This is a genomic window from Oligoflexus sp., assembly GCF_035638955.1.
In the GTDB taxonomy this organism is placed as follows: domain Bacteria; phylum Bdellovibrionota_B; class Oligoflexia; order Oligoflexales; family Oligoflexaceae; genus Oligoflexus.
In genome coordinates this window covers 1-20,975 of sequence record NZ_DASQYZ010000124.1, presented here as the reverse complement: position 1 = coordinate 20,975, position 20,975 = coordinate 1, and the positions used below count along the sequence as shown (strand labels likewise).

Below are 20,975 nucleotides of genomic sequence, written 5' to 3'. Positions count from 1 at the left end.
GACATGGGACAGCTACTGATCAAGAACTGTGGACAGCTCGTTACGCTTTCTCCCCTCGCCGAGGAAAAAAGGTTTGTCCGGATCACCCCGAATGATTTGGGTGTGATCAATCAGGGATGGGTGGCCATCGCTGATGGAAAAATTCAGGAAGTCGGCACCGGCCAGGCGCCGGAACGTTACGAGCGCTGGTCGTACCTCGATGCGCGCGGGGCTCTGGTGACACCAGGTCTGGTCGACTGTCACACGCATCCTATTTTCGGTGGGGATCGCACGCATGAATTTGCCATGCGCCTGAGCGGGGCCACCTATCAGGATATCGCGGCGCGAGGCGGCGGGATCAAATATTCCATTCGCAGCACACGCTCGGCGGATGATTCCCTTTTGATGCAAAAATGCCTGTCGCAGCTTTGGGTTTTCCTGCGGCATGGGGTGACCACGGTCGAAGCCAAGACCGGCTACGGGCAATCGGTGGACGAAGAGCTGCGACTGCTGCGGATTTTGCGGCAGGTGGGAGCGGCCAGCCCCCAAACTGTGGTGGTGACCTGTCTGGCCTTGCATGATCTGCCGGCTGACGTCCCCGATAAATCGGCCTATGTCAAAGCCATGCGCGATGAACTTTTACCGGAACTGGCCCGCACCGGGCTGGCCGACTGGGTCGACGCCTTCGTGGAAGACGGTTATTTTTCCGTGGCAGACACCGAAAGCTTTGCGCAAAAAGCCCTGTCCCTGGGCCTGAAACTGCGGGTCCACGCCGACGAATTCAATGACAGTGGCGCAGCTTTTGCAGCAGCCCGTTGGGGCGCAGCCAGTGCCGATCACGTGCAAGCCGCCAGTGACACAGGGATTCGCGCCATGGCGGAAGCCGGAACGGTGGCGGTTCTGTTGCCTGGCACGTCTTTCTATACGAAAATCGCCTATGCAAAAGCCTCCCGCTATCGGGATGCGGAGTGTCCGATAGCCGTGGCCAGTGATTTTAATCCTGGCTCCTGTTTCATCGGCAATCTCCCATTTGCAGCCGGCCTCGCCGCCCTATACTGTGGCTTGAGTGCAGCCGAGGCGTTAGTGGCTGTCACCTGGAATGCGGCGCGAGCCTTGCGACTTGAAGATAAAAAAGGTGCGCTGGTCGCCGGCTATGATGCCGACGTTGTGGTACACGGAGTCAATTCTGTCGAACAGTGGATTGCTCACTTTGGTCAAACGAAACCCAAGGAGGTCGTGATCGGTGGCATGCGTTTGACCTAAGAAGTGGAGCGTTCTTTTGTTAGAGGAAATCTGGGATGGAATTACCGTTGAATTTTCTGATCTGCCCAGCCTGCAAACGGCGACGCGCTTATGTGTTCGGCTGCTCCTGAGCGCGACGCTCGGGGGACTGATAGGCTATGAACGCGAGTGGCGAGGCAAAGACGCGGGACTTCGCACCCATATGCTGGTTTGTTTAGGAACCACCTTTGTCATTGCTGCCGCCGAACAGGCCCGCATGCCGTTTGCCGACCTCAGTCGCATTATCCAGGGAATCATGGCCGGCATTGGATTTGTCGGAGCCGGCGCCATTATCAAACGCACCGATAAATCCAAAGTTGAGGGTCTCACGACCGCTGCCAGCGTCTGGTTTACCGCAGCGTTGGGCATTGTCATCGGGATGGGACGGGAAGCGAGTGCCGTCATCGGCACTCTGTTCGCGCTGGGCATTCTGGTCGCGATTCGTGAACCGACAACCAGGCCTAAAACGTCGGCTCGCCGTGCAAAGGTGTCGGCTGCAGAGCGGAAGTGGTCGGGGTCCGATTGAGTTCCGTCAGCATTTCCTCGGGTCCGTCGTAAACGGCCAACGCTCCTTCGAAATCCTCATCGAACCAGCCGCCGCATCGAAAGGCTATGATAGGTGTATGGGCCAGGATGGATGCTTCCACATCATACGGCGTATCACCGATCATAAGGGCCTGATCCGCGGGGACACCGACTTTTTTTAAAGCGGCCTGGATGATATCGGGATCGGGTTTGGATGCATCGGCATCATCCGCAGACGTCATATCCGGGAAAATGCCTTCCAGCCCGGAAGCTTTCAGAATCGCTTCCAGTTCCTCCTTGCTGGCCGACGTGGCAATTATAATGTGTTTGCCCTGCGTCTGCAGTTGATTCAGAAGTTCCTTGGCTTTAGGAAAGGCCTTAACGCGCGGCGCATAATGTTCGATAAATATTTTGCTGCGCGCCTCGCTAATTTTTTTTCCGTCCGAACTTTCTGCCTCGATTCCGGTCAGCTCCGGCAGCAGCTTGTCACCACCTTTGCCAATCAAAGGTCGCACGGTTTCCGCTGATATTTCGTGGCCAAAACAATTCAGCGCTTCCGACCAGGCACTGGCATGCAGGTCATTACTGTTGACCAAGGTCCCATCCATATCGAACAGAATCGCTTGTTTATCGGCTAGCAGATGTTTGATATCCTGACCCATGAATGACTCCGCTTATGAAGAATGATAGCAGCCTCGCTCGATGAAGCTCGTTGCAAATTGTATGCGCGTTGCAACGAAATCCCAAATTTCCCGTCTATCCCATTAATTATGTACGACTCGAATATTAGGAAAAATCCTGTACGAACGGTGACTGCCTTTCAATTGGGCTCAGTTGCCTGCATCTGGGGACTGCTGTATGCATGGAGGTGGAAACCTCTTATGAATTTTTACAGTAAACGGGAGTAACGATGAAGCATCCTTTATCACGCTTGATCCTGAGCAGCTTGCTGTGTTTGCCTTGCATGGCCTCCGCCGCAACTCTCACGGTCAATAATAAGACGTACACACTGAATATTCCTGAAAACACGACCATTGAAGTGTTGAACACCGAGATGCAAGGACCACGCTTTATGGCCTTTGCCAGCAACGGTGACCTGTTGGTAGGCTCCAATTCGGGAACTGTTTATCGTTTAAAAGCACCCTACAAAAAAGCTGAAGCCGCCATTCAGTTTGGGGGTTACCCGCACAGTGTCGCATTCCGCCAGACCGCAGCCGGTGAGGAAATCTGGTTGGCCGAAACCGGTGGACTCTACCGCGCCATTTATCAGACAGGACGAGTCTATTCCAGGTCAGACTTCACTCTCGTGGAAGCTCTTCCCGGTGGTGGCGGCCATAACAGTCGGACGGTTGGGGTCGGTCCTGATAATCGAGTCTATGTTGCTTATGGGATCACCGGCAATTGCTCCAACGAATATCTCAGCCCTGATTATCCCTTCAACCAACGCCGCGGTGGTGTGATGGTGCTCGACGAAACGGGTGCGAAACCCGTCCTCAAACCCTTTGGATCCGGTTTGAGAAACCCAGTCGGCTTCGATTGGGATCCCGCCAGCGGCATTCTGTATGCAAGCAACAACGGTCCCGATCACCAGGGTTTCGATGAACCCAAGGAAGTCTTTGTTGCCATCGAGGAAGGCGATTTCTTCGGCATGCCCTGGTTCCAAACGGTCCGAGGCAAAGTCACCCGTGATACCTGTATTTCCGCCACACCGCCTCGTCCCATCAGCGAAGTGAAAAGTCCAGCCGCCTTGCTTCCGGCTCGCAGCGCACCCATGGCTGTCGCGTTCCCCAAGGCCAAGGATTTTAACGGTCGCTTTGCTGGTCAGGCCTTTGTAGCCATTCACGGTTCGTGGGGAACGCCACCCAGCGGCACCGCAATCGGTGATCTCGCCGGACGCCGCGAACCTCGCATCGTTTCCATTGCTTTGGGAGAAACAGCCTCGACGTCGGTGGCCAGTGACCTGGTCTACGGTTTTCAGGATGATAGCAATGGATCCCGCTGGGCCCGACCTGTTGGCCTCGCCTTCGGTCCCGATGGTGCCCTTTATTTTACGAGTGATGCGGGCAATCAGGGCCTCTTCCGTTTGAAACCTGCCCAGTGATTATGCAGGCCCCGTTACGGGGCCTTTGTTGAACATCGTCACGACATAGCCATTGATAATGCATACCTTTGTCGACAATTCAGATAGTGCCATATGGGGCGTGTGAATCTCAAAACGCTTGGATTCCCCTTGCATCATGCTGCCGTTCCTATCGGTCGGACTTTCGAAGACGATGCTCCAAAAGCCTTCCACCTCTTGTGCAGGATATGAAGATCCTGAAGGATCTTTCAAAGAAAATTCGAAGTTACAGCTCAGCTTCCAGCTGTAGAGGTCGTCATGGGCGTTCAGGGTGATATCCAGAACTCCGTTCATGCTGTCCAAGGGCAGGAATTCCACGCGGAAAAACGAAGAAGGCTTCAAGCCTGGGTTGATCAGTTGATAGAATTGAGGCCGCGCAAAAGCATCCGACGTGACTTTCACATAAAGCTCTTGCGTGCCGGGTGCTTCGGCCAGCACCAGGCTCTGACCGGCGCCATGGCAATCGACGATCCCGACAAGGTTTTCAGGCTCGGCACCGATATTTTTTAGCGTGTAGGGTACGCCGTCTATTTTAAGCGAAGTAAGGTCGGACTCGTCCGGACTCGCCGCTGCGGTGAGAGTCCTAAAGCGCGTCCCCTTGATGGTACAATCCCATCGAACAAAGGTCCCGATTCGGGACTGCATTTCAAACCAATCGGTCTCTACCCGTACGAATACTCGGTATATCGCTTGTCCTGATAAAGGTTTCGCAAAGACCAGTTCGATTCCTAGACCGTCGATCGCCGTTCGGCAACGATCCAGTTCAACAAGACCGTCTCTGGCGCGCACAGAATCCCAATCCTGATCAGCGGGCAGCGGGACGGTAGAGTCCCATTCCCAATCAACTCGCCTTTGAACGATCATCCGCACGCCATCGCCCTGGATGGATTGAACGTCCCGCGGCTTCGCATAGCACGAGTTGCGGACAAGTTTCAGGATGGCTGTCGGATCAGCGGAAGACGAATCTTCAAACCTTTGAATGCTGCTTTGGATCCAGGCAGCATACGAGGAAACTCGGGTGTATATTCCGGGTCGACCTCTTTGGGCACAACCTTCGCCGTGACTCACGATCCCAATGAAGCGCGCTGGTTCCAAGCCGCTGGATGGCACAAAAAGGGGTCCTCCGGAATCACCCTGACACGCGTCTTTGCCACCTTCAAGGCTGCCCGCGCACACAATTTTTTCACCGAATTTCTGGTGAGCAGCTTCACAAATCTCGCCATCCAACAGCTGGACACCCACTTCCCGCAAAATCGCTGTTTCCAGAATACCGAGGGAACTCGTGTTGCCCATACCGATGACCCGGAGCTGGTTGGATAGAGGGTCTTGAGCATGATCTAAAATCATGGTCGTGGCATTCGAATCATCGTCCCGGGATTCGATGAAAAGGAGGGCGATGTCATTCTCTTTCGTTGCGGGGTTATAGTCAGGATGGGGAAGGACAGCTTTGACAGGACGCATACGATCAGGCTCACCTTCGTAGCGACCGTCCTTTCCCAAATCAACCATGAGGGAGGGACGGCGCGTATCGTGAATGCAGTGAGCCGCTGTCACAGCAACATTCTTTCCTAGGAGAGTCGCGCCGCAGAAGATGCTCTTGGAATCACGACTCGGATGCAGAGCTACGTAGAACTCGTAGTTACCTTGCGCGGATCTTCCACCAACGATCTTTGTAATCGAAGGCGGTTCACCTCGGCACGCAAGGATCAGGAAAAGACAGGGTAGAGTCAATAGAAGCTGGAAATGGAGCATGATGTCGCCGACCTCTTTGAAAATCTATCCTGGCATGAATTGAAGACGCCCCGGCGGACTTGCCGCCTGGGAAAAATTTAAAAGCATTCTTTAATGATGGAGTCGATGCCTATCAGCTCTTTAAGGATACTAAGGTATTCGCTTCCTACCCCCGAAAAATCTCCCTTACTCAACATTTTGGCAACGCCCTTCCACGAGCCGGCAACTGCCTTTGCTGCCTTCAATGCGTTCCAAACCTTTGAGACTGGGATCCCTGTCGAGATCGCGAATCCGGCAACAGCCTTGGTGCAGGCCCACGAGAAGCGATCCTGGCCTGCGCTATAGAAAGCAACATGCTCGTTCAGGTGGCTAATGACCTCAGAGTGGTTCATAGGAAGCTGCTGAAGGTCTTCGGGCATGGCTTCCAGGATGCTAACGAAATTATCCATTTCAGCTTCAGCAATCAGGTCGCTCGCGTCGAGCTCGACTTCAACGTCACCTTCGATAGGGGCGAGCAAGGGCTCTATTTCGGCTACGTTCAAATTTTGTGCAAATGAAACATTGGAGTATGCGGTTGCGAAAATCAAAGTTGCGACGGACATTTTTTTCAAAAACATAGTGCTGTCTCCTACAATCTACTTTTACTTTTACTTTTCACCGACACCTGTCGGTCGACTCCGGTCAAAGCAATTCGAAGGCCAAGAATAAAATCCTTGAGCATTCACGGGTTTGAATTTTTACCCGAGCGCGAGTGTGAGTTTTATGTCCGAAACTCAAAGCTTGACGTCCAGCTCTCAGGACAAAGAGAGTAAAATATCAGGATGCAAGGGATCGCGACTTTGAAAAAACTTCCGTCATGCGAAGGTGTGGATGAGTCTCCCCCTGGGAATCCTGGCGCGAACTTCAATCACGACTCTTACATAATATTACTCTGCTTCATCTGATTTTTGCGACATGATCGTTGCAGACGAGTAAATTGGGCCAGCAGTTGTTATCTCCAACTCAAACTGTAAACGTTAGTTCTGATATTGAGTTTAATAGGCTCGATCATCGCAATTGAAAATGCAGAGCGGGTCTGACCTGCTTATCTCTTTCTTAGATTCCTGTCATGAAGTACCCATTAGCTTGCCTAAGGCTATTCAACTCCCAGCAGCAACTAAAGGGCTTCGTCATGACGCAGGCATCCTCTGGCAAGCGGGTTTCTCGATCTGAGCGTTTTCTAGATCTCATCGAACGCGTTGGAAACTTGCTTCCTGAACCGGTTATACTGTTCACCATACTTACGGGTTTGGTCTTTGTCCTTTCCGCCTGGGGATCTGCCGCCCGTTGGCAGGTTCAGCCGCAAAAACTCGTCATTGCTACGCAGGAAAAGCTGGATAGCTCGGGCCAGCCGCTTGTGGATGCCAGCGGCCAGCCCCTACGGGAGCCAAAACGATCCGCGGATGGCAAGGTGGAACGCTCGCTCGCGCCCCATGGAGAGCCCATTGGATCCCGCAGTCTTTTGACCAAGGAGGGCATCTACTGGTTTTTTTCATCCATGCTTGGGAATTTCACCCGCAGTCCGGCGCTGGCTTTGATTTTCGTCGCCATGCTGGGCATTGGCTTTGCGGAACGCTTTGGTTTTTTCAGTGCGCTGATGCGATTTCTGGCCTTCGCCACACCACGACGTCTGCTGACGCCGGTCATTGTTCTGGTCGGCGCCAACTCCTCGGTGGCCAGTGACGCCGGTTATATTATCCTGCCACCCTTGGCTGCTGCCCTTTATCTTGCCGTCGGCCGGCATCCCGTTGCGGGTCTGGCTGCGGCTTTTGCGGGAGTGTCCGGCGGTTTTGGAGGCGGCTTTTTTCCGACCGGCGGTGATGGAGCGCTGGCCGGTTTTGCCACCAGTGCTGCGCATGTGCTCGATCCCACGTATACCGTGAACATCACGCACAACCTTTATTTCAAAGCAGGATCGGCTCTGATTGTCATGCTGGCGGGCTGGTTTGTGACCGACAGGATTATCGAACCCAGACTGCTCAGAGCTGCAGAATTCAATCGCGAGCAGGACACCCAAACTCTGAATCAGCTGAGCCTTGAAGGTCACGAAAAAAAGGCCCTGGCCTTGTCTCTGGTCACCATGGTGGCGATCGCTGCAATTTTTCTCGCGCTGATTCTGATCCCCGATATGCCGCTCCATGGAACAGGTCAACCCACATTGGCTTCCGGTCACCTTCTCCTGGAAGGCCCTTCCGGAGCATTGCAGCCAGGTTTCACAGGAACTTTGCGCGCGGTGGAGCGAGCTGGTGATCGCTGGTCCCAGGTGATCGTGCCCATGATCTTTTGTATCTTTTTCTTTCCCGGTCTCGTCTATGGTTTTGTCAGCCGGCAGATTCACGGCCAGAAGGAATTCATCGAAGGTCTGTATCACGGCATTCGTTCGATTGTTCCTGTCCTCGTTATTATGTTTTTCCTGGCTCAGTTTGTGGAGTCACTGAAGTTTACGGGCCTGGACCGCATGCTGGCCTACGCCGGGGGTTCCCTGCTGGTCCAGGTGGATCTGCCCGTCCCCCTGCTTTTGATAGCCTTTATTTTGGTCGTGATCCTGGGCGACTTTGCCATGAGCGGGATGCTGAGCAAGTTTGGGGTGATGGCGCCTATTTTTATTCCCATGTTCATGATGGTGGGCATGAGTCCGGAGTTAACCACGGCTGCTTATCGCATTGGCGATTCGGTCGTCAACATCATCACGCCACTGAACAGTTACCTGCTTATTATTCTCGCGGTGCTGCATAAATATCGGCCGCAGGCAGGACTTGGCACACTGATCTCCCTCATGGTGCCCTATACTCTGGTCTTTTTTGTGGTGTGGACAGCCTTTTTGATGGCCTGGTACTTTCTGGGCTGGCCACTGGGCACTGACGCTCCGATTCATTACCTGCCACAGGGCACCTGATCATCACGACGACTTTTTCAAAGGCGAATGTGATATCGGGGTGGGTGTATCAAGGCGTGAATTTTCAACGGCGAAGAGAGCCACGGGTTGCTCAATGCCTTTAAGGCGGAAACTTCCCACATGGGATTTTCTGTCTTCAGCCAGGAAGCGGGCGATCGTTTCAGAAACCAGAATCTGGTTGGGCAATGCCTGGCTTTCAATGCGTGATGCAAGATTCACTGTGTGGCCGATAACGGTATAATCGGACCGTCTTTTGCTGCCAAAGGTTCCCACCACACCCGGGCCCTGATGGATACCGATCCGCATGGCAAAGGCTATATCGAAGCGTTGCCGCCATTCCTCGTTCAAGCGCTCCAGACATGCAAGCAGGCCCACGGCACAGCGGGTGGAGAATTCCGCCTGCTCTTCGGCTGACAACTCCTGCGGCGCCCCAAAGACGACCATGATCGCGTCGCCTATGAATTTATCGATGACGCCTCCATGTTCGAACACGACTTCGCTCATATCCGCGAAAAAGCGGTTGAGCAGCTCGGTCAGATCCTGGGGCTGCATGCGTTCGGCTGATGCGGTGAAACTCACAAGATCAGCGAAGAGAACAGTGACAACCCGGCTTTGGGCCGTCTGCTCCAATTGACTTTTGCCGGCCAGGATATCACCAACAATTTTAGGTGGCAGAAAGCGCTGCAGGACCTGCGTCTCGATAAATCGATTCAGTTTACGAATCTCCCGGTTCTTGCGGCTCACCCAGACGAGGCCCAGCAAAAGACAGAGAGCGATCAGAATCACGGCAAGGGTCATGATGACAATGGTCTTCCGCTTGCGTTCCTGCAGTTCATTGGCCGATGTCAGGGCTTTATTTTTTTCCTGTTCCAGCTGCAGTCCAAGTCGAACCACCTGCTCAGAAAAGTTTTCCTGACCACGTTCCTGCAGGAATTTCTTCTCGAACTGAACCTGTCGGGTCCGATCGGCATAAGCTTCTGGCCAGGCTTGCAGGTCGGCATGAATATCGGCCAATAGGTTGTGTAAAGCGGCCTGCTGAAGATAAAGATGGCCGGGTAATTCCTTATTGAGTTCAGTGAGAACCCTGAGCGCTTCCGTGTAGCGTGTCAAGCGACGCAGATTTTTCGCCTCGGACAGGCGGGCGTCGCCGATGATCGAATAGGCACCGACCTTGCTTCCAAACTCGGCCGCTTGTTGCGCATGTCGGATGGCAGCTTCCGGGTTTTTCATCTGATCGGCAATCTGGGACAACGAAAGATGAATCAAGCTTATGATCGAGGAATCGTTCAACTCGGCCGCCATCTGTTCGGCTTTTTCCAGCACCGTCTCAGCCCGGACAAAGTCGAGGGGAACCCGGCCCGAGGCCAGAAGAACTCCGTAGTCATATAGCATATAGGTGCAAAACGTTCGAAATGGAACGGTGTGACAGTTTTCCGCCAGCTCCTGCTGCAGCTGAATCACGCCGGCATCATGGTTAGCGATCTTATAGAGAAAGACGAGATTCTTTTTAAGGTTCAGACGATCAATATCCGCGAAATCTTCAGCTGTGTTGACATCACGGGCTGCGTGTTCCAGCAGCTGCATGACGCGGGTGGATTGACCATTATTCCTGAGGTAGCTCATGTAGTTGCGTACCACCAGATAGCGGTTGCGCGTGGAATTATGTTCAATAGCCAGAGCCAAAGCTCGTTCATAAGGAACCGCAGGGTTGAGTCCATATTCAGCTAACAAATCCGCAGGACTTTCCGGCGTGAGTGATTCGGTAAAGGCAGCTTCGATAATGAGCGTATCGATCATGAGTTCCCAAAGACCGAGCTTCGTGGCGATACGTTTGGCCGTACGCAGATGGTTGTCAATCCCCGGCGTCTCATGCACGAAATCATTGGCCATCCCATAGGCGCTAAAGACCTGCAGCCAACGTTGAGGTTCTTTTTCGGGGTCAAGGGTGGACAGCAGCTGCGCTCCCTCGGCCAGAAGAGGTCGGGGATCATCCCAATAAGCGCGATAGGTGGAAATCCGGTCGTTCCAATCATAACTCGTCGCCGGTTCCGCACCATGCAAGGGCATGATCCAGAACCCGATGAGGCTTGTCAGCCAGAACTTGTGCAGCGAGTTCAGCAATTGATATTCCAGTCGCTCTACAAATGATACCGCTTGGGTTTCTTCGGTTTTCGACGTGAAGAATTGATGGGCTGGATTCCATATTTCACAAAGGTAAGAATGAAGGCTGAGTGCCGGGCTGGCACTCAATTCGGACCGTGCTTACTGTTTGATGGGCAGAACAGACCAGATCTTGTCACCGGAGTCATCGGTCACCAGGATGGTGCCTGAATCCAAAACACGCACACCGGTGGGACGTCCATAAACCTCGGCTGTTGACGGGTTCACGACGAAGCCAGTCAGGAAGTCCTGCAATGCGCCTGTGGGTTTGCCATCTTTGAAGGGTTGAAAGACAACTTTATAGCCCGCAATGGTGGTCCGATTCCACGAACCATGCTGGGCGATCAAAGCGCCTTGACGGTAAGCTTCCGGCAGCGCCTCACCACGAGCGAAGGCCAGACCTAAAGAAGCGGTATGCGCACCGAGGGCCACATCGGGAACGATCGCGGACGCAACCAATTGAGGATTCTGATTGAGCACGCGAGGATCGAGGTTGTTCCCAAAATACGAGAAGGGCCATCCGTAAAAGCCGTTTTCCTTCGGCTGAGCTAGGTAATCGGGAACCAGGTCATCCCCTAGCAAATCCCTCTCATTCACCACGGTCCAGAGTTCCTGCGTGGAAGGGTTCCAGTCCATGCCGACGGGATTGCGCAGGCCGCTGGCAGAGATTTTTTCGCCGCTGCCATCCAGATTCACCTGCAAAATATTCGCGCGACGGGTTTCCTCCGTCAGACCATGTTCCGCATGATTGCTGGCGGAACCGACCGAAATATAAATTTTAGTTTGATCGGGACTCGCCAGAAGATTACGGGTCCAATGATTGTTATATCCACCGGCAGGCAGATCGAGAATTTTTTTGCCTGGGGCGCTGATGCTCAGATCACCGGTTTTATAAGGGTAAACCATAAGACTGTCGGTGTTGGCCACAAAGAGCTGTTCACCGACCAGCGCCACTCCAAAGGGTTGATTCAAACCCGAAAGAAAGGCATTCCGTGAATCTGCAACGCCATCGGCATTGGTATCACGCAGGATCGTGATGCGGTTGGCACTCGTTCCGCGACGGGCCGCTTTGTTTGCATCCAGGTTTTCTTCCTGGGGACCCTTGCCCTTGGTGTTGGATTCCACAACCAGGATATCTCCGTTCGGCAACGCGTAGGTGTTGCGCGGATTATCGAGGCCGCCGGCGAATTCCTTCACCTCAAAACCAGCAGGTGCGACGGGCTTTTTATCGGCGGGCCAGCCCAGGACCTTGCTCAGGGTTTTGGCATCGTGAGCCACATCCGGCGCCGGCAGGCCATCCGTCAGGCCGATGGTCTCCTGACCCTGTTCGGGCGGGGCGACATCCTTGTTATCATCATCGTCGTTTTTGCAGTTATTGATAAGAAGCAGACTGCCCGTAAGAAGGCACATATTGGCAAATTTTTTCATAGTGGATTCTCCCAGTTGATCACATACCCCTCGCTGCAGTGCAAGGAATTCGCCAGCCCTTGTCGGTCGCAAGGGCATGCTGGGAGATGAAGAAGGAAGACGGAAGACTCAGAAGACAGGACCGAGGATTAAAATTCAGGAAGGCGACGACGCGTCAACCAACGGCCCAAGGCCACGGTCAATCCAAATAGGGCGGCGATCGCAAGGTTGGGGGCACCGCTGAGGTTTTTCCAGAGGTTTTGCAGGGGCTGGGGCTTCAGTCGGGGCTGTCCTGCGATCAGAGCAACCAAACCGTAATCGGCGGTCCGATGCTGGCGGGCATTAAAATCGCTATAGCGATAGCCCTCGTCAAAAGTCGATCCAGCCAACACCACGGTCATGGTGCGGGTGATGGCATCCATGTGTTCCCGACTGCCAACGGCATTCATATGGATCGCATGCTCACGACCCAGGAGTCGCACGGCATAATTCAAAGTCAGAGTTCCAGTCTTGCCAAAGCCGATTTCCTTGGCCCAGGTGATGCGGTTGGATTCGCGGTCATATTCCGGCGCCAAGGCCCAGTCCAGACTGGTGACAGGCGCGGAACCCGCGGCTTTTCTCTGCTTGTTCATCCGCAGATATTCCTTACGAATGATGGTCAGGAGATTGCCATCATCGATGCGTTTGGCATCCTTATCGGGAACATGACCGTCGTGCGAGGCCGTGATGACAATGCCCCAGTTGGATCCCTGCGGAAAACTTTTGTCGACAATCATGCCGAGGGGATTTTGTTCCATGACATGAGACGCGGGATTGCCCCAGTCTTTAATCATAATACGGACAGTTTCTTCGGCATTGATGAAACGATGATTCGCGTCCAGTCGCAAGGAGAAATGCTCATTATCCATGCGATAGAGTTGGGAAGCGAGCGCAACATGAGATGGAAACTGACAAAACACAGCTACGGTAAACAGAAATAGCCTACGCAAGTACATCATGAGCAAGTCCCTCAGCATCAACAGGTAAGTATCCTTATACAGGAGCTATGCCACGTACTAAGTCATGGAAATGATTGCAAATTGGGTGTCAAAGCATAGGACAGTCCTGAACCCCGAGACACATGCAAGGGCATGCGTCCAGGATTGGGGGCTCAGGCTATCGGAATGGGAGCTTAATAGGAGAGGCGAACGATGGAGTATTCTTTGGTGCCTCTGGGGACTGTGACTTCCACGGTATCACCAGGGCGGCGACCCATCAAAGCTTTGGAAAGAGGCGACCCAATCGAGAGCTTGTTGCGGGTGATATCAGCTTCCAAATCACCTACGATATGAAACGTTTTTTCTTCACCACTATCCTCATCGACGATAGTGACAAACGCACCAAACTTCACCTGATCCGGCTTATCACCGCTGAAGTCAATAATATTGGCTCGCGCAATCTGATCATCAAGCATGGTAATCCGGCCCTCGATGAAGCTCTGCTTTTCACGGGCCGCGTGATATTCAGCATTTTCTTTCAAGTCACCATGCGCGCGCGCGTCAGCAATCTCCTGAATCACCTTGGGTCGTTCCACCGACTTCAAGGTGTCCAATTCCGCCTTCAGGGTTGCATATCCCTGGGGCGTGAAAGGGACGGTTTCTGTAGCCATCTTGCCACCTCTAAAAACTGTGAGTTGCCGATATGGCAAACGTATACGACCGGGACTCCACAGTCTGGATGTTGGTTGACCTGCCAATCTTCTGGGCTTTGCCTTCGCCGTCCTGGACAACCAAGCCACCCGATACCTGACTGTTTGGCTGTACCCAGCCGAAGAACAAAGAATACCCTGTGTAGTCGATGTGGTCCGGTTGGTTCATCTTTCCACTTTCGACTTCAGGTCTGGTATCGTAATTCGTAAAGATGCCAGCCCTCACGGGGATTGAGGGAGTTATATAATATTCGGTCCCTGTTGCAAAGTTGGTAACCGCTTCCCGCTTGAAATTGTCACCCTCGGCCTCTGTATTATGAATTACGTCAAAGGACCATAGAACCACGGCTGAGGGAAACCACGCAACGCCGGCCCGCACTTCCGTGGGCAGATCCTTGAGGGGTTCTTCGAATTTATCGTTGGTATTAGCCCGCACGGTATCCCCAGGCGTGTTGCCTGTGGCGATGTTGGTGCTGACGTCACCACCGATTTCATAATTCTCGTCGACGAGATTACGCAAACGCAGGGTGACACCGAAGGAAAGGCTGCCTACGGCATACTGGGCACCCAGAGCGGAATCAATGCCCGAGCCGGTCAGGCGCGTGCGGATGTTCTGAGCCAGGAAAGCGCCAGTGGAATACTGCACATCCTGATATTCCTGGACGAGTTCATCGATCACGATCCAGCTCAGCGACACGCCCAGCGAGAAATTGCCGCTCAGACGTTTCGCAGCACCAATCCCATAACCCGTGGTGTTGGAACGGATGTTGGAGGTTCGGTGGAAGCGCTGCAGCGAACCAATATTTTCAATGACGTCGTCCTGATCCTTGAGTTCGGAATCCAGAGAATACATGCAGAAAGCGACCGCCAGACCCTGCATGGTATTGTCGAGCTTCTGCAGGCCACCGAAGAAAGGGGAAAGGGTTCCGCTACTTTTCTCGGTAAAATCATCGTTGGCCAGGGTCTTTTTATAAACGGTCTTCTTCGAATAGATGGCATTGGCAGAACCCGAGATATCACTCGACAGAGCAAAGCCCAAGCCAGCTGGATTATAAATAACCCCGGAGGCATCGTCGGCAACTGCACCGAAAGCTCCGCCAAGGCCCATGGCGCGCTCACCCACGACCAAATTGTGATAATGATACTGGTCCGCGAGGACCCGAGGACCGTAAAAGCTGCAGCCGATCAAAATCAAACGCCAGGAGTTACGCATCGGTTATTCCTTTCCTTCCGTTTCGGTATCGACTTGAGCTTTTTTCGCTGTGGGTTTGAGAGTGCGTTCCTTCATCACCATGAAACGTTTTTTACCTTTGGCGCCGATGATTTCATCGGCCTTCATGCTGACCAGAACCGCCTTGACATTGCTGACGCGTAAGGGCACAGCCGGGTGTGTTTTATCTAAAATGCTGGTGGGTTCACCCTTGGCGACAGCATCCTTCAGGCAGTAATCCTTGGGCTTGCCGCGGCTGACTTCCATGCGGCACAGGAAATTGATCAGCGCCTTGGGATAGTAGCCGGCGCCGATGGCATAACGGGTTCCCTCGCGATCCGCGGCGAATTCCAATTCCGCGCCGAGGCCTTTTTCCATAATCACCGACATACCGGCTTTGGCCGCTTGCAAAAGATTTAAACCTGCGGTGCTGCCCGACAGATATTTGGCCACCGTGGAGCCCAGCTCGGATTCCTCGGGTTCGGGTCGCATGCGGGCTTTGACGGCTTCAGGAATTTCCGAGGCTTTGGCACCCGCAGTCGCGTTCTTTTCCAGCTCGTCCTGGCTCATTTTGTTCAAGGCGTTGTACATGTGCTTGTGTCCGACATGGGCCACCTCGTGACCCAGGACGTGGGCGAGCTCGGCTTCATTCGAAGCGTTCTTGATGGCTCCGAGTGAAATCAGGATATAACCACCGGGACAGGCAAACGCGTTGACCGTCTCGCTGTTATAGACTTCAAACATGTAGCGGCGCTCAGGAAATTCGCTGTAGCGGGCGACGAAGTTGCCAACCTCATTCACATAGCGCACCAGCTTTTCATCGGGATAAGCGCCATAGAATTTTAAAAGACGACCGGCCATGTTGCGACCGATTTCCAACTCGGCTCGCGCTTCATCAAGTTTCTTTTGCTGCTCGGCATCCGGTTTCGCTTCCATTGGGTCCGGCTTGGGTTTCGCGCTCATCGAACATGAACCCATGAGGACCAGGAAGAGACCGAAGGCCAGGAAATCGCGCGGCCGCGACGGCTTCTGATTGTGCATCGCCATTCTCCTGGGAATAGAGGGCAACCCAACTCGACCGAAAGTGGAGTGGTTCAACCTATATTGTACCCGACTGGAGTTGCGAAAGGCAGATGGGGGACGGGAGCAGGAGTCAAAGTCCTGCGCCCGCAGAGGATTTATGGATTAGAAATCAAGATACCAAAGGTCCTGCAGATAGCCGCTCGTCGACCAGTAATTGACACCGAGCCCACCGAAGATCCAAACATTGCCGCTCGCATCAGGCCAGGCAACGGCTTGAATCCGCGAGCCAGGTTTAGTCGTCGATCCGGGCACACCAAACGTTCCAAAATCACTGGGATGATAGGGATAGGACGTTTGGAAACCCATCGGTGCATGAGTAAAACCACTGACCCAGGTCCATTGCATGGTGGCCGGATCAAATCTGTACACATCGCTGAGCATGGCAAAGCCACCGTAATTCCCGGTTTGCCCCTCACCGCCGTAGAGCCAGAACTTGCCATCAGGACTTTTCCAGAAGGCCGAAGATCCACGAGCCGGAGGCCAAATATGAGCTGAACTTACGCCGCGCAATCCACCGCGGCCTTGCCCCTCAGCGAAATCGGGACCGCCACGTCGGGTCCAGGTCTGGTTCGATGGATTGAACGACCACATATCACTTAGAAAACCACTGGGCGGACCTTGCGTAACATTCAAAGCAAAGCCATAGCCACCAAAAATCCAGAAGTGTCCCGCCGCACTGGTCCAGGACATCGCCGCGCGGCGACTCGAAGGAAGACTCGCGGTTCCCGGCGTGTGCACAGAATTATCCCCGGCAAGGAAAGTCCAGGTGGAGGACGCATAACCCGTGGTGGGATCATAAACCCACATATCGTTAAGCGTTCCGACTGTTCCCGCCATTCCCGACGTATAATCCGGCAGACCTTGGCCGCCAAAGATATAGATTCTGCCGCTCGCATCGACCCAGCCATTCCCCATGTGGCGACCACCGGGGAAGTTGGAGTTCGAAGGGACCCCGGGCGTGCCCATGACACCGGATACGTTCACAGCGTTCACATTTCCGCTCATCAAGGCCCATTCATTTAAACCTAAATCATAAACCCAAAGATCGTTGAGCTCACCGACTTGATAGTTGTTCGTAAGGCCAACGCCCCCGAACATCCAGAGTTTGCCAGCACCACTCGGATCAAACACGGCGATGGGATTCTGTCGGGCGCTGGGACGATTGTTGGGATGGAACGTACCCACAGTGATGGTGACACCGTACTCATAGCCGTAATCGTTGGTTGGCAGCAAAGCCCAGGTCTGCGTGGTGCTATCAAAGCGCCACAGGTCAGACAGGAAACCATGGCCGGCGCCAGAATTGACCCCATATCCACCAAATAGATATTTGTAAGGGCTTGACGGATGTGACCAGGATGCTGAAGCAAGACGGGAACCAGGATACGCAAGAGTCGTCGGTACATTGTAGTTGCTCGAACCACCAGCAAAGGTCCCCATGGGATTCATGGCGATGTGGTTCACAGGACGGATCGAAATTTTGGGCGGCGCGAAAGCTGAGCCGCTGCGATCCAATCGCACCAGATATTTCGAGCCCGGACTGACGCCTTCGAGGACTGAAAAATTGGTGGCCTGGGTCACGTTGAAGATATTGCAGATGGCGTCGGAGGGAGCCCCAACAAGACTGATCTGCGACGAGCCGCTGTTCAAACCGCAGATGTTGGCATAACCATAGTAATTCGAGCTCAATCGGAACGTACTGACGCTTGAGTTCGGGACCCACAGCATCTCTTCCACACAGTTCTCGACACCCGTGAAGCCTGCCGTGTAGACAGCGTTCTGGTCCACGGCGGCTGGTCCATCAAATGTGGATAAAGGGCAGCTCTGGCCCATAGTACTCAGAGATATTCTGGAATTCCCAGACGTATCGTAATGGACGTTCAGCTGATAATGTTGCGAGGGATAGATATCCAGAAAAACATCATTTGCAGGACCGGGCCCACAGGCCAGGGGAACAGTGTGCCCACCGGTGGTGGGGTACGCATAGGCAGCATAAATATCGCGTCCGCATTCAAACGTGCTGCCGTCTGTTATCCGCATATAGGGGTTTAGGGCCGAGGCGGGAGTTTTGAATTGATAGATATAATTGCAATCGCCGGTTCGTGACATCCGATTGCTCGGATCAGCATAGCTCAAGCCGTTCAAACCGACCACATGCAGATCGGGACAGGTGAGCGCAGAATGGTTGGCGACGCTTATCTTGGCATTATCAAGACCCAGACGTAAATCGAGATTCACTTTATACTTTTGGCCATCGACCACACCGGCCGGAGTGAACGGGAAATCCTGGGTCATGGAGTAATGCATGTTACACACGAAATCAACCGCAGGTCCGCCCACAGCCGGGTTCGAAAAGCCATTGAACTTGCCGCAGCGCTGGGCTGGCCACGAGCCTTGCACAAACGACAAAGTGCGATTGCTGGCGGTCGGTGTCCAGTCATACTGATAAACACATTCCTGGATTTCCGTCAGAGCCTTCTGTGCATCGGGATAGAATCCTGCTGTACTATTCTTGACCGCATAGAACGCATCGGGACAGATGTTGTTAACGGTCGCAACATCCATATAGCTGGGTTTACCCGTCACGGGATCGCTATAGAGATTGAAGCGAAACGCGGTATTGGCATAAATCCAAGGCTGCATGTCGATGGCGACGGCTGATGCTGTACAGTCCAGGGTCACGTAATTGCTGAGCCCGGTCGCAGGCGCCACACCGCATTTTTCCGTGCCTTCACCAACCCCAATAAAGAAGGGTGTGAGGGTCGCTCCACTTTGAATGAACGAATAATTGAAATTGCAGGAAGCGCCTTTGCGGAAATTGTTCACCCCGGGCTGACGGGCGTTGCCGACGGCGGTTGGTCCGAGCAGGTACCGATTTTCCATACAGAGATCAGTTTCCATGGGAAATATAAAATGGGCTGTGGTGGGCTGACCATTCCAATCGAGGTTGGCGCCCAGATTTAACAGATATTGAAAGCCAGCGGCAAAGGCACCTGCTGTTTGCATATAGGAACCTGGAGTCGGGCCGCAGCTGATGGACTTGGGCGAGGTGGGGGCCATCGAGGTTCCATCACCGCAGAAGTAAGTTCCATCCAGATTTTGAATGCGTGTGTAAAACGTGCTGCCGGCTGGTTTCGGCGCCTGGATCCGATACTGGCAACCACCCACATGATTCATGCGTTGGGCAACGGTCGGAGCCGGAAAGGTGACGGGATCATAAGAAGTCATAAGATAAAGGTCGCCCAGGGCACAGCTTTGCAGGGCTACCGAAAGTTTTGGGTTGGTGGCGCTCGCCGAAAAATCCACCCTGATCGTATAATTCCCCTGCGGCAGCACCATGGTGGTTGGTGTCGCGGCGGAGGCCGCGGCACAGGTGAGGTTCTGCTCGCCCAGCTGCACACCATTGCTCGAGCAGCGTATGGTGCCGTCTGCTGTTTGAATTCCAAAGGACATGCCCCACTGGGTATCCACATCCACGGAATAAGAACAGGAACCAAGAGCCGTCATGGAACGTGTGGTGCCCATTGAACCCGCTGAACTTGCGTCCAGGATGAGCTGCATGGCAGGAGTTTCGGACCCACAAAAATTTGTGGCTGGCTTCGTCGCAACGGGGACTGGAGCAGGCGCTGCGACAACCGCGGGAATCGTGGCCGATGCGCTCCAGGGAGACATGGCCTGACGAGCTTGATCGTCCATACAGCGGAAGCGAGCATAAAGTGTGTGCGCATCCTGCCTCGTTAAAACATGGACCGCCTTTAGCGAAACATCGGCAACAACGTTGACCCCGGAATTCGCGTCGGTTTTTTCAAAAAGGTCCACCTGGCAGGAACTCAGGGTCCGGCCCGCCGCTATGTGCGCTGTGGCTGTGACCGCACGTTGGGCAGCGTCAAAACTCAGGGCAATGTCGAGCCATTCAACAGGAGGAATGGAGGCTTTCGCTACAACTTCTGCTTCGGTGACCATACCCGTGCTGGTCACAACCGCGACGTTATCCTTATTGATGATAGGATCCGCGTTGGTCACTTCAATTTTTTCCAGAATCGGGCTGCTCACTTCAGCCAGCCAGTAGGCTCCGAAGTAGCCCTTGAACAGCACCGTGCCAGTATCCGATAGAATCAAATCAGCGGTAGGAATCACACCGGCTTTGAGTTCACCATCCACATAGTACTTATAGAAGACGGTGTAGTATTTCGAGTTGGTCAACCCGAAGCTCTGCTGAAGCCAGCTGCGCAGACCGGCCGTTGGATCGATAGGCATGGCAATCGTCAGGGGCTGGGTCAGGTCCACATCCTGCGTTGGGCGGATAATCAAACCGGCACCGACAGGCGTGATGGTAATATCAGCGCTGATCGATAACGATCCGGTCACAGACGTCTGGGATAAGGGGACAGCCTCCTCTACAACGAGTTCTGCAGCAAAGGCCAGAGCCCCTGCGGGCAACGTTACCGAGGAACCGGACAAGGCCCCGCTGGGGGCTGGTATCGTGGTCGCCACCTTGGAGGCGGGGTCATAAGTGGATATGGCTTTCGTCGTGTTATAGGACACGGCCTCGGCCAGGCGCGGCGCTTCATCGAGAGTTGAAACTTTACCTTTGGACAGAACCGGCATGTTAAAACAACCGCTGAGTCCAAGGCTAATCAGTAATAATCCAGTCAGAGCGCGCATAGGCGAAACCCTCCGCTATGCAAACAGATGAACACATGAAGGCTATCGGCGGGTTTTTGGATTAAATAAGAAAAGGCGCTTTTCAGCGCCTTCCTGGAATCTTACATCTTGGTTCGGAGCTCAGGGTTCCGAGGCTTCCGCTTGCTTCCCGCCGGTATTTTCAATTTCTTTCAGAATCAGGTTTTCCAAGCGTTCC

At 53.8% G+C, this 20,975-nt stretch carries 14 protein-coding genes; 4 read left to right on the top strand and 10 right to left on the bottom strand.

Features of this window, described 5'->3' with window-relative positions; translation table 11 throughout:
* Positions 1 to 3 precede the first annotated feature (3 nt).
* Positions 4 to 1,242, top strand: a complete 1,239-nt coding sequence (gene hutI, locus VE954_RS11990) for an imidazolonepropionase (protein WP_324952984.1) — start codon at positions 4 to 6, stop codon at positions 1,240 to 1,242.
* A gap of 16 nt (positions 1,243 to 1,258) precedes the next feature.
* Positions 1,259 to 1,786, top strand: coding sequence for an MgtC/SapB family protein (locus VE954_RS11985; protein ID WP_324952982.1), 528 nt, complete (start codon positions 1,259 to 1,261; stop codon positions 1,784 to 1,786).
* On the opposite strand, the gene VE954_RS11980 is transcribed toward VE954_RS11985, so the two are convergent.
* A complete protein-coding gene (locus tag VE954_RS11980; protein WP_324952981.1) occupies positions 1,722 to 2,447 on the bottom strand; it encodes an HAD family hydrolase in 726 nt (241 codons plus the stop codon). The two genes, VE954_RS11985 and VE954_RS11980, sit on opposite strands and share 65 nt — an antisense overlap.
* Positions 2,448 to 2,695: 248 nt before the next feature.
* Here VE954_RS11980 and VE954_RS11975 point away from each other — a divergent pair, with 248 nt between their 5' ends.
* Positions 2,696 to 3,886: a hypothetical protein gene (locus VE954_RS11975; RefSeq protein WP_324952980.1), complete on the top strand. Its 1,191-nt coding sequence runs from the start codon at positions 2,696 to 2,698 to the stop codon at positions 3,884 to 3,886.
* On the opposite strand, the gene VE954_RS11970 is transcribed toward VE954_RS11975, so the two are convergent.
* Together VE954_RS11970 and VE954_RS11965 are read right to left on the bottom strand one after the other, a co-directional pair.
* On the bottom strand, positions 3,887 to 5,656 hold the full coding sequence (locus tag VE954_RS11970; protein ID WP_324952979.1) for a serine protease: 1,770 nt from the start codon (positions 5,654 to 5,656) through the stop codon (positions 3,887 to 3,889).
* Between the two features lie 77 nt (positions 5,657 to 5,733).
* Positions 5,734 to 6,252, bottom strand: a complete 519-nt coding sequence (locus VE954_RS11965; protein ID WP_324952978.1) for a hypothetical protein — start codon at positions 6,250 to 6,252, stop codon at positions 5,734 to 5,736.
* Between the two features lie 554 nt (positions 6,253 to 6,806).
* On the opposite strand from VE954_RS11965, the gene VE954_RS11960 reads away from it, so the two are divergent.
* Positions 6,807 to 8,570 carry an AbgT family transporter gene (locus tag VE954_RS11960; RefSeq protein WP_324952976.1) on the top strand — a complete coding sequence of 588 codons (1,764 nt, stop codon included), beginning with the start codon at positions 6,807 to 6,809 and terminating at the stop codon, positions 8,568 to 8,570.
* A gap of 3 nt (positions 8,571 to 8,573) precedes the next feature.
* Here the strand turns inward: VE954_RS11960 and VE954_RS11955 are convergent, their stop codons facing one another.
* From VE954_RS11955 to VE954_RS11925, 7 genes are all read right to left on the bottom strand, one after another.
* Positions 8,574 to 10,691, bottom strand: coding sequence for an adenylate/guanylate cyclase domain-containing protein (locus VE954_RS11955; RefSeq protein ID WP_324952970.1), 2,118 nt, complete (start codon positions 10,689 to 10,691; stop codon positions 8,574 to 8,576).
* A 141-nt stretch (positions 10,692 to 10,832) separates the two neighbouring features.
* Complete coding sequence (locus tag VE954_RS11950; protein ID WP_324952968.1) at positions 10,833 to 12,158, bottom strand: sorbosone dehydrogenase family protein; 1,326 nt, start codon at positions 12,156 to 12,158, stop codon at positions 10,833 to 10,835.
* Positions 12,159 to 12,286: 128 nt separating this feature from the next.
* Positions 12,287 to 13,135, bottom strand: a complete 849-nt coding sequence (locus tag VE954_RS11945; RefSeq protein WP_324952966.1) for a DUF2167 domain-containing protein — start codon at positions 13,133 to 13,135, stop codon at positions 12,287 to 12,289.
* Positions 13,136 to 13,308: 173 nt separating this feature from the next.
* The gene (gene greA, locus VE954_RS11940) at positions 13,309 to 13,785 is read right to left on the bottom strand and encodes a transcription elongation factor GreA (protein ID WP_324952964.1); all 477 of its coding nucleotides are present in this window, start codon (positions 13,783 to 13,785) and stop codon (positions 13,309 to 13,311) included.
* Positions 13,786 to 13,795: 10 nt separating this feature from the next.
* A complete protein-coding gene (locus VE954_RS11935; RefSeq protein WP_324952963.1) occupies positions 13,796 to 15,037 on the bottom strand; it encodes a hypothetical protein in 1,242 nt (413 codons plus the stop codon).
* Positions 15,038 to 15,040: 3 nt separating this feature from the next.
* Positions 15,041 to 16,075: a M48 family metalloprotease gene (locus VE954_RS11930; RefSeq protein WP_324952962.1), complete on the bottom strand. Its 1,035-nt coding sequence runs from the start codon at positions 16,073 to 16,075 to the stop codon at positions 15,041 to 15,043.
* Positions 16,076 to 16,219: 144 nt separating this feature from the next.
* Positions 16,220 to 20,779, bottom strand: coding sequence for a kelch repeat-containing protein (locus tag VE954_RS11925; RefSeq protein ID WP_324952951.1), 4,560 nt, complete (start codon positions 20,777 to 20,779; stop codon positions 16,220 to 16,222).
* Positions 20,780 to 20,975 lie beyond the last annotated feature (196 nt).

Coding starts and splice junctions, on each gene's coding strand:
- VE954_RS11975 (WP_324952980.1), top strand. CDS start 2,696: ATGAAGCATCCTTTATCACGCTTGATCCTGAGCAGCTTGCTGTGTTTG.
- VE954_RS11945 (WP_324952966.1), bottom strand. CDS start 13,135: ATGATGTACTTGCGTAGGCTATTTCTGTTTACCGTAGCTGTGTTTTGT.
- hutI (WP_324952984.1), top strand. CDS start 4: ATGGGACAGCTACTGATCAAGAACTGTGGACAGCTCGTTACGCTTTCT.
- VE954_RS11960 (WP_324952976.1), top strand. CDS start 6,807: ATGACGCAGGCATCCTCTGGCAAGCGGGTTTCTCGATCTGAGCGTTTT.
- VE954_RS11965 (WP_324952978.1), bottom strand. CDS start 6,252: ATGTTTTTGAAAAAAATGTCCGTCGCAACTTTGATTTTCGCAACCGCA.
- VE954_RS11980 (WP_324952981.1), bottom strand. CDS start 2,447: ATGGGTCAGGATATCAAACATCTGCTAGCCGATAAACAAGCGATTCTG.
- VE954_RS11925 (WP_324952951.1), bottom strand. CDS start 20,779: ATGCGCGCTCTGACTGGATTATTACTGATTAGCCTTGGACTCAGCGGT.
- VE954_RS11935 (WP_324952963.1), bottom strand. CDS start 15,037: ATGCGTAACTCCTGGCGTTTGATTTTGATCGGCTGCAGCTTTTACGGT.
- VE954_RS11950 (WP_324952968.1), bottom strand. CDS start 12,158: ATGAAAAAATTTGCCAATATGTGCCTTCTTACGGGCAGTCTGCTTCTT.
- VE954_RS11970 (WP_324952979.1), bottom strand. CDS start 5,656: ATGCTCCATTTCCAGCTTCTATTGACTCTACCCTGTCTTTTCCTGATC.
- VE954_RS11930 (WP_324952962.1), bottom strand. CDS start 16,075: ATGCACAATCAGAAGCCGTCGCGGCCGCGCGATTTCCTGGCCTTCGGT.
- greA (WP_324952964.1), bottom strand. CDS start 13,785: ATGGCTACAGAAACCGTCCCTTTCACGCCCCAGGGATATGCAACCCTG.